This window comes from Brachybacterium paraconglomeratum (assembly GCF_039541415.1).
GTDB lineage: Bacteria > Actinomycetota > Actinomycetes > Actinomycetales > Dermabacteraceae > Brachybacterium > Brachybacterium paraconglomeratum_A.
This window is the reverse complement of record NZ_BAABGE010000007.1, coordinates 203,280-218,569: the sequence shown is the minus strand read 5'-3', so window position 1 is coordinate 218,569 and position 15,290 is coordinate 203,280. Positions and strand designations below refer to the sequence as shown.

Here is a 15,290-nt window from a genome sequence, read left to right as displayed (position 1 = left end):
GCAGACTGGGACCATGCCCCTCTTGATGCCGTTCCTGCCCGACAGCTCCGCCGACGCCGGACAGGACGCGATCGTCGACGGGTTCATCGCGGCCCAGGAGTCGGCGGGCCGGACCCTGTACCCCCACCAGGAGGAGGCGCTGCTGGCGATCGCCGCCGGTGACCATGTCATCGCCGCGACCCCCACCGGCTCCGGCAAGACCACCATCGCGTACGCCGCGATCTTCGCCGCCATGGCCCGCGGGGAGAAGTCGTACTACACCGCTCCGATCAAAGCGCTGGTGAGCGAGAAGTTCTTCGACCTGGTCGCGCAGTTCGGTGCGGAGAACGTGGGCATGATGACCGGCGACTCCTCGGTGAACCACGATGCTCCGATCATCGTGTGCACTGCGGAGATCTTCGCCAACCATGCCCTGCGCGATGGGCCCGGCAGCGATGTCGGCATGGCAGTGATGGATGAATTCCACTACTACGGCGACTCGCAGCGAGGCTGGGCCTGGCAGGTGCCGCTGGTCGAGCTTCCCGACTGCCAGTTCGTGCTGATGAGCGCGACCCTGGGCGACGTGACCCGCTTCGTCGAGGATCTGCCGGAGCGCACCGAGCGGGATATCACCGTCATCGACGATGCCCCGCGGCCGGTGCCGCTGGACTTCCGCTGGTCGCTGGAGCCGCTGCCGGAGACGATCACCACGATCCTCACCGATCGTGACGCCCCCGTCTACATCGTCCACTTCACCCAGAAGGATGCCCTCGAGCAGGCGCAGGCTCTGCAAGGCCAGAAGATCCTCACCCCCGAGGAGAAGGTCCAGATCCGCGAGATCATCGGAGATTTCCGCTTCTCGAAGGGCTTCGGGCAGATCCTCTCCCGGCTCGTGCGCGAGGGCATCGGCGTCCACCACGCCGGGATGCTCCCTAAGTACCGGCGCCTGGTGGAGAAGCTCGCCCAGTCCGGGCTGATGAAGATCATCTGTGGCACCGACACCCTCGGGGTCGGCATCAACGTGCCCATCCGCACCGTGCTGCTGACCGGGCTCGCCAAGTTCGACGGCAAGCGGATGCGGTTGCTGAATGCCCGAGAATTCCACCAGATCGCAGGCCGCGCTGGCCGCGCGGGCTACGACACCATCGGTCACGTCGTGGTGCAGGCACCGGTCTGGACGATCGACTTCGAGAAGGAACGGGCCAAGCACCGCCTCCGCGAGGAGGCCGGCAAGGTCTCCAACAACGCCAAGAAGCGTAAGAAGGAGCCCAAGCCCAAGGTCCCCGAGGGCGCGATCTCGTGGTCCGAGGCGACGATGACCAAACTGGTCGAGAACGCCCCGGAGCCGCTGCGGCCGCATCTGAAGATCACCGCGGGCATGATCCTCGCCCTGATCTCCCGCCCGGGAGATGCGATCGCCTCCGGCCGTCATCTGATCATGACCAGTCATCAGACCATCGGGCAGAAGCTGACGCTGGTCAAGGACGCCGTCGAGATCTTCCGCGGGCTCAAGGAGGCGGAGATCATCGAGGTGCTCGACGCACCCGACCATCTTGGCCGCCGCTTCGCCCTGGTCGAAGACCTGCAGCTGGACTTCACCATGAACCAGCCGCTGGCACCTTTCGCCATCGCGATGATCGATTCCCTGGACGAGGAGTCCGAATCCCTCACCCTGGACACCGTCTCGATCATCGAAGCGGTGCTCGAGGACCCGCGCCAGATCCTGCTCGCACAGCAGAATTCCGCCAAGGGGGAGCTGCTCGGCGAGCTCAAGGCCGACGGTGTCGAGTACACCGAGCGGATGGCGCTGCTCGACAAGGTGACCTGGCCGAAACCGCTCGAGGAGGATCTCGAGGCGGCGCTCGAGATCTACGCACGCTCCCGCCCCTGGGTGCGCGTCGATGACCTCTCCCCCAAGTCTGTGGTCCGTGAGATCTACGAGACCGGGCAGACCTTCAGCGAGTTCGTGCAGCGCTACGGCCTCCAGCGCTCCGAGGGCATCGTGCTGCGCTACCTCTCCGACGCCTACCAGGCGATGCGTCGCACGATCCCGCAGGACCTGCGCACCGAGGACCTCGAGGACCTGATCGAGTGGCTCGGGGTCCTGGTGCGCGGCATCGACTCCTCGCTGCTGGATGAGTGGGAGGCGCTCACCCATCCGGAGGATGCCGACCCCGACGGAGCCTCGGAGATCCGCCCCACCACTCCGCGGGGGCTGTCCGCCCAGACCAAGGTACTGCGCACGATGGTGCGCGCCGCCATGTGGCAGCGCGTCGAACACTTCGCCTTCGAGCGTGAGGCACGCCTGGCGGAGCTCGACGGTGGCTCGGGCTGGGACCGGCCGCGCTGGGCGACGGTGATGGACGAGTACTACGACACCTACGACGAGGTCGGGATCGACGGCGCCGCACGCTCGCCGCAGCTGCTGCAGATCACCGAGGAGTCGAAGCTCTGGCGGATCCGACAGGTGCTCGCGGATCCGGAACGGAACCACGACTGGGCGATCGAGGCGGAGCTCGACCTCGAGGCGACCGACGAGGCGGGTGAGCCGGTGCTCGCGATCACGCACGTCGGGGACGCCTCGACCCGCCCCTGAGCATCGATATCTGACCTCTCGGTGTCGGAGCATGAAGAAGGCCGCCGTCCCAGAGGACGGCGGCCTTCTCCATGCGTTCCGCGCGGCTGACGCGGACCTTTACCGCTGGGAGGCGCCTGTCACCAGGGGTTGACCTCCACCGCAGGCTTGTTCACGCTCCACGGGTTCACCTCGACCGCAGGCTTGTTCACGCTCCACGGGTTCACCTCGACCGCAGGCTTGTTCACGCTCCACGGGTTCACCTCCACCGCAGGCTTGTTCACGCTCCACGGGTTCACCTCGACCGCAGACTTGTTCACGCTCCACGGGTTCACCTCGACCGCAGAGGCGGCTCCGGCTCCCGCGACGCCGAGGGCGAGCCCGAGGGCCATGCCTCCGGCCAGCGTGGCGGCACGGACCCATCGACGTCGCGGACCCGGCATTCCATCCTTCTGTGCACTCACCATGTTCATCCTCTCGAGGGAAGCATCAGCGGCTATGAAGGGAGCCCGCTCACCTCAGGATACCTGCTGTGAGTGCGATCACAAGGTTTCTGGTCAGGTGCAAGACAAAGCATCCTGCCGCGGGCGCTTTCAGGCGGGAGCTCGCTCGCGGGTCACCACCTCGACCGCAGCGCAGGCCTCCTCGAGGCTCGCACCCCGTGCGACAGCCGCACCGACGAGGAAGGCGGAGATCGGCGCCATCGAGCGCTGAACACCCTCAGCGACCACGCCCGTCATCAGGTGGACCCGATCCACATCCAGATCCACTCCGGACACATCGAGCTGCTCCGCCACGCGGTCCAGCCAGGGCAGCAACGTGCTCTTCCAATTCTCCTGCAGAGTCACCGGAGGCTTCGCCGCCATCAGAACTTCACCTTCTCCCAGCCGCGGCGCTCGGCCTCCTTGCGGGGGTCCTTGCTGCGGTAGAGGATGTACGGCCTGGTCAGGTAGCCCACCGGCGCCGCGAAGACGTGCACCAGGCGGGTGAAGGGCCAGATCCCGAACAGCGCGATCGCACTGAGGACGTGCAGCTGGAAGAAGATCGGCGCCTGGCTCATCAGCTCCACGGAGGGCTGCAGGGTCCAGAACTGCCGGAACCAGATCGAGACGCCCTCGCGGTAGTCGTAGGTGCCCAACGTCGTGTGCACCACGGTCGCCAGCACCCCGCAGAGGATGGTCATCGCCAGCAGCAGGTACATGAGCTTGTCGCCGGCGGTGGTGGCCCCGAAGACCCGCCGGTTGGTGCGCCGCCGGTAGATCAGGATCAGCAGCCCGCCCACGCACGCCACCGCGGCGGCGAGACCGATCGTGACCGCCATCAGGTGATACATGTGGTCGGAGATCCCGACGAACTGGGTCCAGGACTTCGGGATGCCCAGGCCCACGACGTGCCCGAGGAAGATCCCGATGATCCCGTAGTGGAACATCGGGGAGCCGATCGAGAGCAGCTTGGACTCGTAGATCTGGCTGGAGCGGGTGGTCCAGCCGAAGCGGTCGTACTTGAATCGCCACACGTGCCCGAGCACGAACACTGCGAGCACCATGTAGGGGAAGACCACCCACAGCAGCAGCTGGAGCGTCGTCGCATCATTCATGAGGGTCGTCCTCTCAACAGGTCCACGGGAACAGGTCCGGGTGCTGCAGCATCGGAGCCGCAGCCGCTCGAGGCGAAGGTCTGCCCGGCAAGATCTCCCGCGTCTCCGTCGAGCCCGTAGCCGTCCAGGCCCACGCTCTCGTCCTCGGGGCCTTCTTCGGCGAGCTTCATCACCGCGGCGCGGTCGTCGGCATCCAGCGGGGGCAGGGTCGAGCACAGCGCCATCAGGGCGCCGTGCCACGGGGAATCGATCTCGGCCAGGTGCAGGCGCAGCAGCTCGACTCCGGGGCGGTTGGACCGCAGGATCTTCGCCCCGCGCTCGGCATCGTGTCCTGCGCCGAACTCGAGCACCACCGGCAGGTGATCAGGGAGCTCCTCGCTGCCGATCTCCAGGCCCGCGGCCCGGAAGTCCTGCTTGATGCGCAGCAGCGCCATGCCGCGACGGCGGGTGTCGCCGTGGCTGAAGTAGGTCAGGTGCAGACACCCGCGGCGGCGGGTGTCGAAGGTGTCCACATACTCCTCCTGCACCGAGACGTCATCACGCTCGCCGAGGATGTCCACCGTGCGCAGCAGCGCCGAGCGGGCAGGCTCCGGGAGCCCGGAGGCAAGCTCGCGCACCGCGGGATAGCGGGCGAAGGTGTCGTGATCCGGGTAGCTCAGCAGCCACGACACCGCGATCCAGGTGACGCGCAGCTGCTCGGTGGTCATCCCGGAGGCGTGCAGCAGGTCCTTCGGCGCCCGGCCCCGCGGGGGCAGGGTCGCGACGCCTCCTGCTCCGGGATCGCTGCGTCGGCTCAGCAGCCGTGCCAGGGCGCCCATCAGGCGGTCCCCGCGGCAGGGCTCGGGAACAGGCCCTCGGGCCGACCGTTGCCGTCCCAGTTCAGCAGGTTGATCCGGACACCCTCGGGCTTCTCCACGGCGTTCTCCTGCCGCTTGCTCGAGTACCCCGGACCGGACATCCCCATCGACTGCTCGGGCAGGGACATCCCCATGCCCGGGCCGCCGGGGGCGTTCAGCGGGCAGTCGGTGCCGGTGGATTCGAGATCGTGCGCGGATTCGTGGTGTCCCACCGGGATCACGTAGCGGTCCTCGTACTTCGCGATCGCGAGCAGGCGATACATCTCCTGCATCGTCTCGCCGTCCATGCCGACGGCGTTCGCGATCCCCTCCCGGGGCGCGTTGCCGAGGTTGATGTCTCGCATGTACGAGCGCATCGCGGCCATCCGGTAGAGCACGCGCTCGACGGTGGGGACATCTCCCGCGGTGAACAGGTTCGCGAGGTACTCCACCGGGATCCGCAGCGCATCGATCGCGGCGAACAGGCTCTCCGCGTCCTCGGCGTCGTAGCCGGTGTCCCGCACCACGTCCACCACCGGCGACAGCGGCGGGATGTACCAGACCATCGGCATGGTGCGGTACTCGGGGTGCAGCGGCAGCGCGACCTCGTATTCCTTGATCAGCTTGTAGGTCGGGGAGTTCTGGGCGGCGAGGATCCAGTCATGGTGGATCCCGGCGGCCTCCGCCCCGCGGATCACCTCGGGGTCGTGCGGGTCCAGGATGACGTCCATCTGGGAGCGGTAGAGGTCCTTCTCGTCCGTGACCGATGCCGCCTCGGTGACCTTGTCCGCGTCGTAGAGCACCAGGCCGATGTAGCGCAGGCGACCCACGCAGGTCTCCGCGCAGACCGTCGGCTCGCCCTGCTCGAGGCGGGGATAGCAGAAGGTGCACTTCTCGGCCTTGCCGGTCTGGTGGTTGAAGTAGATCTTCTTGTACGGGCAGCCGGTGATGCACATGCGCCATCCGCGGCAGCCGTCCTGGTCCACCAGGACCACGCCGTCCTCCTCACGCTTGTAGATCGCGCCCGAGGGGCACGAGGCGACGCAGGTGGGGTTCAGGCAGTGCTCGCAGATGCGCGGCAGGTAGAACATGAAGGTCTGATCGAACTCGAACTGGACCTTGTCCTCGATGCCCTTGAGCATCGGGTCCTTGTCCTTGTGCAGGTAGGTCCCACCGAGGTCATCGTCCCAGTTGCCCGACCACTGGATATCGAGCCGCTCACCGGTGATCAGCGACTTCGGGGGCGCGGTGGGGATGTTCTCCTGCTGCGCGGGGGCGTTGAGCAGGTTGTCGTACTCGTAGGTCCACGGCTCGTAATAGTCCTCGATGCCCGGCAGCTTCGGGTTCGAGAACAGCTGCATGAGCTTGGTGATGCGGCCGCCGGCCTTGAGCTTCAGGCGCCCGTTCTTCCCGAGCTCCCAGCCACCCTTCCACTTCTCCTGGTCCTCGTAGCCGCGGGGATACCCCTGGCCGGGCCTGGTCTCGACGTTGTTGAACCACATGTACTCGGTACCGGACCGGTTCGTCCACGCCTGCTTGCAGGTGACCGAACAGGTGTGGCAGCCGATGCACTTGTCGAGGTTCATCACCATCGACATCTGGGCCATGACTCGCATGTCGTTGCTCCTTCTTGCTCGCTGGGCTCAGTACTCGACGGGGGCGGTGCGCTTGCGGATCATCGTGACCTCGTCGCGCTGGTTCCCGGTCGGGCCGTAGTAGTTGAAGGCGAAGGACAGCTGCGCGTATCCGCCGATGAGATGCGATGGCTTGATCATGATCCTCGTCAGGGAGTTGTGGATGCCGCCGCGCTTGCCGTCCCGCTCGGTCAGCGGCACGTTCACGGTGCGGTCCTGGGCGTGGTGCATGAAGGCGGTGCCCTTCGGCATCCGATGGGAGACCACGGCGCGGGCCGCGACCACGCCGTTGCGGTTGGTGGCCTCGATCCAATCGTTGTCCGTGATCCCGACCGCCGTGGCATCTTCGACGCTCATCCAGATGGTCTGTCCGCCGCGGGAGAGGTTCATCATGAAGAAGTTCTCCATGTACATCGAGTGGATCGCCCACTTGTTGTGCGGGGTCAGATAGCGGACCGAGATGGACGTGCCGTCGCTCGCTCCGACCGGCTGCTCGCCGAACAGGGCGGTCATGTCCAGCGGGGGCCGGAAGACGGGGAGCGCCTCCCCCATCTCCAGCATCCAGTCGTGGTCGAGGTAGTAGTGCTGGCGCCCGGTGAGGGTGTGCCAGGGCTTCTTGCGCTCGACGTTGATGGTGAAGGGGCTGTAGCGGCGCCCGCCGCTCTCCGAGCCGGACCATTCGGGGCTCGTGATCACCGGGACCGGTGCCGCCTTGGTGTCGGCGAAGTGGATCCGCTTGCCCTCGTGCTCGGCGGCGAGATCATGCATCCGGGTGCCGGTGCGCTTCTCGAGGGTCTTGAAGCCCTCGGTGGCCATCTTCCCGTTGGTGGTTCCCGAGAGCCCCAGGATGAACTCGCAGGCGTCGAGGTCCGTGACCAGCTTGGGACGCCCCGCGGCGGGCCCTGTGCGGTGGATGCCGTTGAGCGCGCCGAGCTCCGCGACGAACTCCTTCACGTCGTACGTCAGGCCCTTGGTGGTCATGCCCTTCTCCTCGAGGAGCGGGCCGATCGAGGTGTATTTGGCGTGGATCTGGGTGTAGTCGCGCTCCACCTCCACCAGGGCCGGCATGGTCAGTCCCGGGACCGCCTCGCACTCGCCCTTCTTCCAGTCCTTCACCCGGCCGTGCGGGGTGGCCATCGCTCCCGGAGTGTCGTGCTGGAGGGGGAAGGCGACCACATCGGTGCGGGTGCCGAGGTGCGTCTCGGCGAGCTCGCTGAACTTCTCCGCGATCGTCGCCCACGTCTCCCAGTCGGTCCGCGACTCCCAGGGATTGGAGATCGCGGGGTTGAACGAGTGCACGAAGGGGTGCATGTCGGTGGTGGAGAGATCGTGCTTCTCGTACCAGGTCGCCGCCGGCAGCACCACGTCGGAGTGCAGGGTGTGGCTGGTCATCCGGAAGTCGAGGGTCAGCATCAGATCGACCTTGCCGATCGGTGCCTCGTCCCGCCAGCGCACGTCCTTCGGACGGAACTGCTCGGGGGTCTCCTCCTCCGTGGCAGCGCTGTCCACGCCCAGCAGGTGACGGAAGAAGTACTGGTCGCCCTTGGCCGAGGAGCCCAGGGTGTTCGCTCGCCAGATCGACCAGATCTTGGGATGGTTCTGCGGTGCATCCGGATCCTCGGCGGCGAAGCTGATGCCGCCGTTCTTGAGCTGGTCGACCAGATACGGGACGGTCTCCTCCCCCGCCGCGGCGGCGCGGTCGGCGACGTCCAGCGAGCTGATGTCGAACTGCGGGTAGAAGGGCTGCCAGCCGAGGCGCTGCGAGAGCGCGACCGCATCGGCAGTGGTCATGTCCGCGAAGGCTCCGGCACCGGTGGTCGCGGCCAGGGTGTCCGCACCGAAGCGGTCGTACCGCCACTGATCGGAATGCATGTACCAGTAGGTGGTCTGCGTCATCTGCCGGGGTGGGCGCGACCAGTCCAGGGCATTGGCCAGGTGCGACCAGCCGGTGATGGGCCGAACCTTCTCCTGGCCGACGTAGTGGGCCCAGCCGCCGCCGTTGACCCCCTGGGTGCCGCACAGGTTCGTGAGCGTCAGGAAGGAGCGGTAGATGGTGTCGGAATGGAACCAGTGGTTGGTGCCCGCGCCCATGATGATCATCGAGCGCCCGCCGGAGTCGATCGCGTTCTGCGCGAACTCACGGGCGATGCGCGCCGCGGCCTGGCCGGGCACCCCGGTGATGGTCTCCTGCCAGGCCGGGGTGTACAGCGCGTCCGAGTCGTCGAGCCCCGTGGCCCACTGCCCGGGCAGGCCCTCACGGCCCACGCCGTACTCGGCCAGCAGCAGGTCGAAGACGGTGGTGACGATGCGGCCGTCGATCGTGCGCACCGGCACCCCGCGGGGCACGTCCCCGCGACCGCCCTGGCCGACGGTGTCGAAGCGTGGCAGCAGCACCTCGGCGACGTCCTCATGGTGACCCAGCAGCGAGAGCGCCGGGTCGAGATCGCCCAGCTCGAGGTTCCAGCGACCTTCGCCATCGGCGGAGAAGCGGTGGCCGAGGGTGCCGTTCGGGACGGCGACGTCGCCGCGGGCGAGGTCGAAGAACATCGGTTTGAAGTCGGCGTGCTCGGTGGCGGCCTCTGCGGTGCGGTGCTCCCCTGCCTCGCTCGCGACCAGGAACTTGCCGGGCACCAGGGTGCCGTCCTCGCGCCGCTCGAGCTGGACCAGGAAGGGCAGGTCGGTGTACTGCTTCGAGTAGGACTCGAAGTAGGGCACCTGCTTCTCGACGTAGAACTCCTTCAGGATGGTGTGTCCCATCGCCATCGCGAGCGCCGCGTCGGTGCCGGGATGCGGGGCCAGCCACTCGTCGGCGAACTTCACCGACTCGGCGTAGTCGGGGGCGATCGATATGACCTTCTGCCCTCGGTAGCGCGCCTCGGTCATCCAGTGCGCATCCGGGGTCCGGGTCAGGGGGACGTTGGAGCCCCACATGATGAGATAGGCGGCGTCCCACCAGTCGCCGGACTCCGGCACATCGGTCTGGTCGCCGAAGACCTGTGGTGAGGCGGGGGGAAGGTCCGCGTACCAGTCGTAGAAGGACAGCATGGAGCCGCCGATGAGCTGGTGGAAGCGGGCCCCGGAGGAGAAGGAGACCTGGCTCATCGCCGGGATCGGGGAGAAGCCGGTGGCCCGGTCGGGGCCGTACTCCTTGACGGTGTGGACGTACGCGGCGGCGACCATCTCGACGGCCTCGTCCCAGCTGGCACGGACGAGCCCGCCCTTGCCGCGGGCCCGCTTGTAGCGCATCGCCTTCTCCGGATCGGAGACGATCGCCTTCCAGGCTTCGACCGGATCATGGCCCGGTGCCTTGGCCTTCTCCTCGCGGTACAGACGCAGGAGCTCGGAGCGCACGTAGGGGTAGCGCACCCGGGTGGGCGAATAGGTGTACCAGGAGAAGGAGGCGCCCCGGGGGGCAGCCGCGGGGCTCGTACTCGGGCTTGTCCGGACCCACCGAGGGATAGTCGGTCTCCTGCGACTCCCAGGTGATCACGCCGTCCTTGACGTAGACCTTCCAGGAGCAGGAGCCGGTGCAGTTCACGCCGTGCGTGGAGCGCACGACCTTGTCGTGGCTCCAGCGCTCGCGGTAGAAGGAATCGCCGCTGCGCCCGCCCACCTTGTGCGTCTCGCGGTTGTCCTCGCTGATCTTCTCCGAGCGGCTGAACATCTTGCGCGCCCCGATGAGGGCATCGAACAGCGGGGAGTCGATCGAGGAGGCCTTGGCTGAGCGCTTCTTCGGTGCCTGACGGTCCTGGATGGTCATGGGGTGCTCCTCCTGGAGGCGGGGGGTGCGGTGCGACAGGGGTCGAGGGCGGGGGCGGGCACGAGGGTCATCGGGGGACGGTGAGCTTCTCCTCGGCGGTCGCACGGGCGCCACGGGCGACGAACAGAGTCACCACGATGGCACCGAGGGTCGCCACCAGCAGCAGCACGATCCCCAGGGAGTAGCTGCCGCTGTCGGCGTGGATGGCGGCCATCACCAGAGGCGGCACGAAACCTCCGAGCCCCCCGGCGGCGCCGACGAATCCGGTGACCGAGCCGACCACCGATGGATCGCTGGTCTGCGCGACGAGGGCGAAGACCGCGCCGGAGCCGAGGCCGAGGCCGGCGGCCATCACGATGAAGGCCACCGTGCCGACCGGCATCAGGTCGGGCTGGAAGGCGAGGGTGAGCGCGGCCAGCGCGACCGCGATATAGGAGACCAGCAGTGTGTTCGACGCTCCCAGGCGGTCCGAGAGCGTGCCGCCGAGCGGGCGCATGATCACGGCGACGATCACAAAGCCCGCCATTCGGAAGGAGGCGTCGGTGGCCTCGAGCCCGTACCAGTTCTGCAGCATCGTGGGCAGGAAGACGGAGAACGCGACGTAGCCGCCGAAGGACAGCGCGTACAGGTAGCACGCCTGCCAGGTCACCTTGAGCTTCATGACCGACAGCGACTGGGCGACGATGTTCTTGCGAGAGGGCTCCCAGGTCGGGGCGTTGCGCATGAACAGCCAGGCGATCACCGCGTAGAGCACCAGAGCGATCGCGGTGAGCACGAAGGGGGCGGCGTCACCGACCGAGTTCACCAGCGGCACGGTGGTGAAGGCGCTGATCGCGGTGCCGCCCATGCCCACGCCGTACAGCCCGGTCGCCATGCCGCGCTTGGCAGGCGGGAACCAGGAGTTCACATAGGGCACGCCGATCGCGAAAGTGGTCCCGGCGATGCCGAGGAAGAATCCGCCCAGCAGCAGGGTCGAGTACGTGTACTGCCCGATCAGGCCGACGAAGAGCACGGGAATGACCGTGATCAGCGAGACCACCGGGAACATCAGATGGCCGCCGTACCTGTCGGTGAGCCCACCCATCGCGATCCGGCCCAGAGAGCCGACCAGCACTGGGAGCGCGACGATCAGGGACGCGTCAGCGGCGAGACCCCGCTCGACGTAGACGGGGCCGAGGGGGCTCAGCAGCGCCCAGGCCCAGAAGTTCACGCCGAATCCGAGCGTGACCAGAGCAAGTGCGCGCCAGGCGCCAGGAGGCACCGTGGTGCTGGGGGCGGTCGGGACACTGGGGGATGCGGTCATCGTCGACTCTCCACGCTCGAAGGCGAGTACAAGGGTCGAGGAATGCCCGATGAGTCGCTGCTGGGTTTTCTCTGCACCCGTTCAGGGTCCTCGACCCGTCACCCCAGATTAGAGGACTTCGGTCCCGGAAAGCACGCATTCGGAGGATCCTCTTCGCTTCTCCGAGGTCAGAGGCACGCGCCTGGACATGAGTTCCGAATTAAAGAATTCGGCAAAGCTCACGTCCCGTAAATGCTGACATCGCGTCAAGGCAAGCAGAGCCCGATCATTCCGCGTCGTCGAGCTCCAGATCGACCATGAGCTCCGCGGCGATCGTCTCGAGCGCGTCCCGGACGTCGCCCTCGTCGGCTGCAGTGGGCAGTCGCAGCTCGGCCTCCGCCTCGAACAGCATGCCGCCGCCCTCCGGGGCCTCCCGGGTCCAGCTGCGCAGCCCGTCGATGGTGGCGCCCTGCGAGCGCAGTGCGGAGGTCACCTCGCGGACCATCCCGGTGCGGTCCTGGCCCAGCAGATGCAGGCGCAGCGCACGGTGCGGGGTCGTCGCCCGCCCCTCCGGTGCTCCCGCAGTCGCCTCGACCGCGAGTCCCACCTCATCGGCGAGAGCCGGAAGGGACTCCAGGAAGGCACCGACGCGCTCATCAGGAAGGTCCACCTGCACGATGCCGGCGAACTTCCCCGCGAGCAGGGCGAGCTGGCTGTCGACCCAGTTGCCTCCCTGCTCGTCGACAGCGGCGGCGAGGGCGGCGACGAGGCCCGGGCGGTCGTCTCCGATGGCGGTCAGCACGTAGGTCGTCATGCACCCAGCGTAGCGCTCGAACCGGGCGTGGACCACGGAACCCGTGCTCAGACCCCGGACTTGTACAACCCGTAGGTGAACGCGTCGTAGATCGCTTCCCATGAAGCCTCGATGACGTTGGGACCCACGCCCACGGTCTGGAACTCGAGTCCCCGTCCGGAGGTGCGCACCAGCACCCGCGTGGTGGCGTCCGTGCCGTGCTGCGCATCGAGGATGCGGACCTTGAAGTCCCGCAGCTCGAAGTCATCGACCTCCGGGTGGTGCTCTCGCAGGGCGGACCGCAGGGCGAGGTCCAGGGCGTTGACGGGGCCGTTGCCCTCGGCGATCGCGACCTCACGGCGTTCCAGGCCCTTCCCCCCGCCGACCAGCTTCACGGTCGCCTCAGACTCGAGGGTTCCGTCGCGTCCCAGCTGCGAGGTGGCTCGCCAGGACTCCACCGTCGAGTAGCTGGGCGCGCGCCCGAGCTCGTCGAGCAGGAGCAGCTCGAAGGAGGCGTCCGCAGCCTCATAGGAATAGCCCACCGCCTCTCGCTGCTTGACCGTCGTGGCCAGACGCGAGAGCAGCTCGGGGCGGCCAGCCAGGTCGAACCCGAGCTCACGGCCCTTGAGCTCGATGGAGGCGCGTCCGGCCATGTCGGAGATGATCATGCGCATGTCGTTGCCGATCGCGCGAGGATCAGTGTGCTGGTAGAGGTCCGGATCCACCTTGATCGCACTCGCGTGCAGACCCGCCTTGTGGGCGAAGGCGCTCGTGCCGACGTAGGGCGCCCGCGCATTCACCGGCATGTTGACGATCTCGCCGATCGCATGGGCGATGCGGGTGGTCTCGGCGAAGGTCTCCTCCGGCACCAGGTCCATTCCCATCTTGAGCTGGAGATCGGCCATCACCGTGATCAGGTCGGCGTTGCCGGTGCGCTCGCCGTAGCCGTTGATGCAACCCTGCACGTGGGTGATCCCGGCGCGCACTGCGGAGATCGCATTGGCGACCGCGCAGCCGGTGTCGTTATGGGTGTGGGCGCCGAGCCGGGCGTCCTGCGCGTCGGCGGCCGTCAGCCGTTCCCGGAGCTCCTCGATGATCTCGGTGACCTGATGCGGGAGCATTCCGCCGTTGGTGTCGCACAGGACCAGCACCGCGGCCCCCGCCTCATGGGCGGCGAGCAGCACGGAGGTCGTGTAGTCGGGGTCATGCAGGAAGCCGTCGAAGAAGTGCTCCGCATCGACGAACACCTCACGGCCGAGCCCCACCAGATGCTCCACCGTGTCCCGCACCATCGCGAGGTTCTCCTCAGCGGTGGTGCGCAGGGCCCCGGTGACATGCCGGAGGTCGGACTTCGCGACCAGGGTGATGGTCGGTGCGCCCGAGTCCGCGAGCGCCGCCACCTGGGAGTCCTCCCCCACCGCGACCCCAGCCTTGCGGGTCGCGCCGAAGGCGGCGAGCCGGGCGGTGCGCAGCTCGAGCTCGCCGGCCGCACGGGCGAAGAACTCGGTATCGCGCGGGACGGCACCGGGCCAGCCGCCCTCGATATATGTCACCCCGAGCTCATCGAGGTGGCGGGCCACGGCGAGCTTGTCGGTGACCGAGAGGGTCAGGCCCTCCTGCTGGGAGCCGTCACGCAGAGTCGTGTCGTAGAGGTGGAACGAGGAGATGGGAGCAGTCGCCTCGGAGGCGGCGTGGATGGTCATCAAGTCCTCACACCAACCGGGTCAGCCAGCTGTGACGGTCCGGGATCCGGCCGTACTGGATGTCAGTGAGCTCCTTGCGCAGCGCAAGGGTGACCTCGCCGGAACCCCCATCCCCCACCGTCCAGGAGCCGCCCTTGGCGCGGAACTCCCCGATCGGGTTGATGACCGCGGCGGTGCCGCAGGCGAACATCTCGGTGATCTCTCCGCTGGTGAGCTGCTCGAGCACCTCGCTCATCACGAGGCGCTGCTCGATCGCCTCGAGACCGCGATCGGCCGCCAGGGCCAGGATCGAGGAGCGGGTGACACCTTCGAGGATCGAGCCGGTCAGGGCCGGGGTGAGCAGGCGGCCGTCGCGGGTGATCGCGAAGACGTTCATCCCGGAGAGCTCGTCGATGCTGGTGTGCGTCTCGGAGTCCAGGAAAAGCACCTCGTCGGCCCCCTGCTCGGCAGCCTCGTTCTTGCCCAGCAGCGAGGAGGCATAGTTGCCGCCGCTCTTCGCTGCACCGGTGCCGCCGGCCCCGGCGCGCGCGTACTCGTCGGTGATCCAGACGATCAGCGGCTGCACGCCGCGTGGGAAGTACGGTCCGGCCGGGGAGGAGATCACGTAGTAGTCGACCGTGCGAGAGGCCCGCACGCCGAGGAACTCCTCGCTGGCGAACATGAAGGGCCGCAGGTACAGCGACTCCTCGCTCGTGGCCTCGGGCACCCAGTGCTCATCGGCGGAGACCGCCGCCGTGAGCGAGGCCAGGAAGTCCTCGACCGGGAGCTCGGGCAGCGCGAGGCGCCGAGCAGAGCGGCGCATACGCTCCGCATTGGCCTCGGGCCGGAAGGTCCACACCGAGCCGTCGGCATGCCGGAAGGCCTTGAGGCCCTCGAAGATCTCCTGACCGTAGTGGAGCACTGCGGCAGCGGGAGAGAGCTGCAGCGGGCCGAAGGGCACGACCTCCGCGTCGGCCCAGCCGCCCTCCGCGGTCCAGCGGGCGTGCGCCATGAAGTCCGTGTAGTGCTGACCGAAACCCGGATCGGCGAGAATCTGCGCGCGCTCGTCGTCGCCGACTCGGCGAGTGGTGCTGGTCTGGATGAAGTCGAGCGCGCTCACGGGGTTCTCCTCGTTGAAGGGGGCAGGGTCAG

At 67.7% G+C, this 15,290-nt stretch carries 10 protein-coding genes and 1 pseudogene; 1 reads left to right on the top strand and 10 read right to left on the bottom strand.

The features are described 5' to 3' along the window. Positions 1–13: 13 nt before the first annotated feature. Positions 14–2,575: a DEAD/DEAH box helicase gene (locus ABD893_RS10230; protein WP_345079276.1), complete on the top strand. Its 2,562-nt coding sequence runs from the start codon at positions 14–16 to the stop codon at positions 2,573–2,575. Between the two features lie 119 nt (positions 2,576–2,694). Here ABD893_RS10230 and ABD893_RS10225 read toward each other — a convergent pair whose 3' ends face one another. From ABD893_RS10225 to ABD893_RS10180, 10 genes and pseudogenes are all read right to left on the bottom strand, one after another. Next, entirely contained in the window at positions 2,695–3,021 is a 327-nt protein-coding gene (locus tag ABD893_RS10225; protein ID WP_345079274.1) for a hypothetical protein, read from the bottom strand. A gap of 126 nt (positions 3,022–3,147) precedes the next feature. Next, positions 3,148–3,420, bottom strand: coding sequence for a DUF6457 domain-containing protein (locus ABD893_RS10220; RefSeq protein WP_345079271.1), 273 nt, complete (start codon positions 3,418–3,420; stop codon positions 3,148–3,150). Then, positions 3,420–4,151 (bottom strand): respiratory nitrate reductase subunit gamma, encoded by a 732-nt coding sequence (narI, locus tag ABD893_RS10215; protein ID WP_345079268.1) that lies wholly within the window; start codon positions 4,149–4,151, stop codon positions 3,420–3,422. The genes ABD893_RS10220 and narI overlap by 1 nt, the downstream gene beginning before the upstream one ends. Further along, entirely contained in the window at positions 4,148–4,969 is an 822-nt protein-coding gene (narJ, locus tag ABD893_RS10210) for a nitrate reductase molybdenum cofactor assembly chaperone (protein ID WP_345079265.1), read from the bottom strand. Before narJ ends, narI begins: the two co-directional genes overlap by 4 nt. Beyond that, entirely contained in the window at positions 4,969–6,603 is a 1,635-nt protein-coding gene (gene narH, locus ABD893_RS10205) for a nitrate reductase subunit beta (RefSeq protein ID WP_345079262.1), read from the bottom strand. The genes narJ and narH overlap by 1 nt, the downstream gene beginning before the upstream one ends. A 27-nt stretch (positions 6,604–6,630) precedes the next feature. Beyond that, positions 6,631–10,381: pseudogene (locus ABD893_RS10200) on the bottom strand (nitrate reductase subunit alpha). A 67-nt stretch (positions 10,382–10,448) separates the two neighbouring features. After that, on the bottom strand, positions 10,449–11,684 hold the full coding sequence (locus tag ABD893_RS10195) for a nitrate/nitrite transporter (protein WP_345079259.1): 1,236 nt from the start codon (positions 11,682–11,684) through the stop codon (positions 10,449–10,451). A gap of 265 nt (positions 11,685–11,949) precedes the next feature. After that, positions 11,950–12,477, bottom strand: coding sequence for a glycine cleavage system transcriptional repressor (locus tag ABD893_RS10190; protein ID WP_345079256.1), 528 nt, complete (start codon positions 12,475–12,477; stop codon positions 11,950–11,952). A gap of 47 nt (positions 12,478–12,524) precedes the next feature. Beyond that, the gene (gene cimA, locus ABD893_RS10185; RefSeq protein ID WP_345079253.1) at positions 12,525–14,159 is read right to left on the bottom strand and encodes a citramalate synthase; all 1,635 of its coding nucleotides are present in this window, start codon (positions 14,157–14,159) and stop codon (positions 12,525–12,527) included. Between the two features lie 7 nt (positions 14,160–14,166). Then, positions 14,167–15,258 (bottom strand): branched-chain amino acid aminotransferase, encoded by a 1,092-nt coding sequence (locus ABD893_RS10180; RefSeq protein WP_345079250.1) that lies wholly within the window; start codon positions 15,256–15,258, stop codon positions 14,167–14,169. Positions 15,259–15,290: the final 32 nt, after the last annotated feature.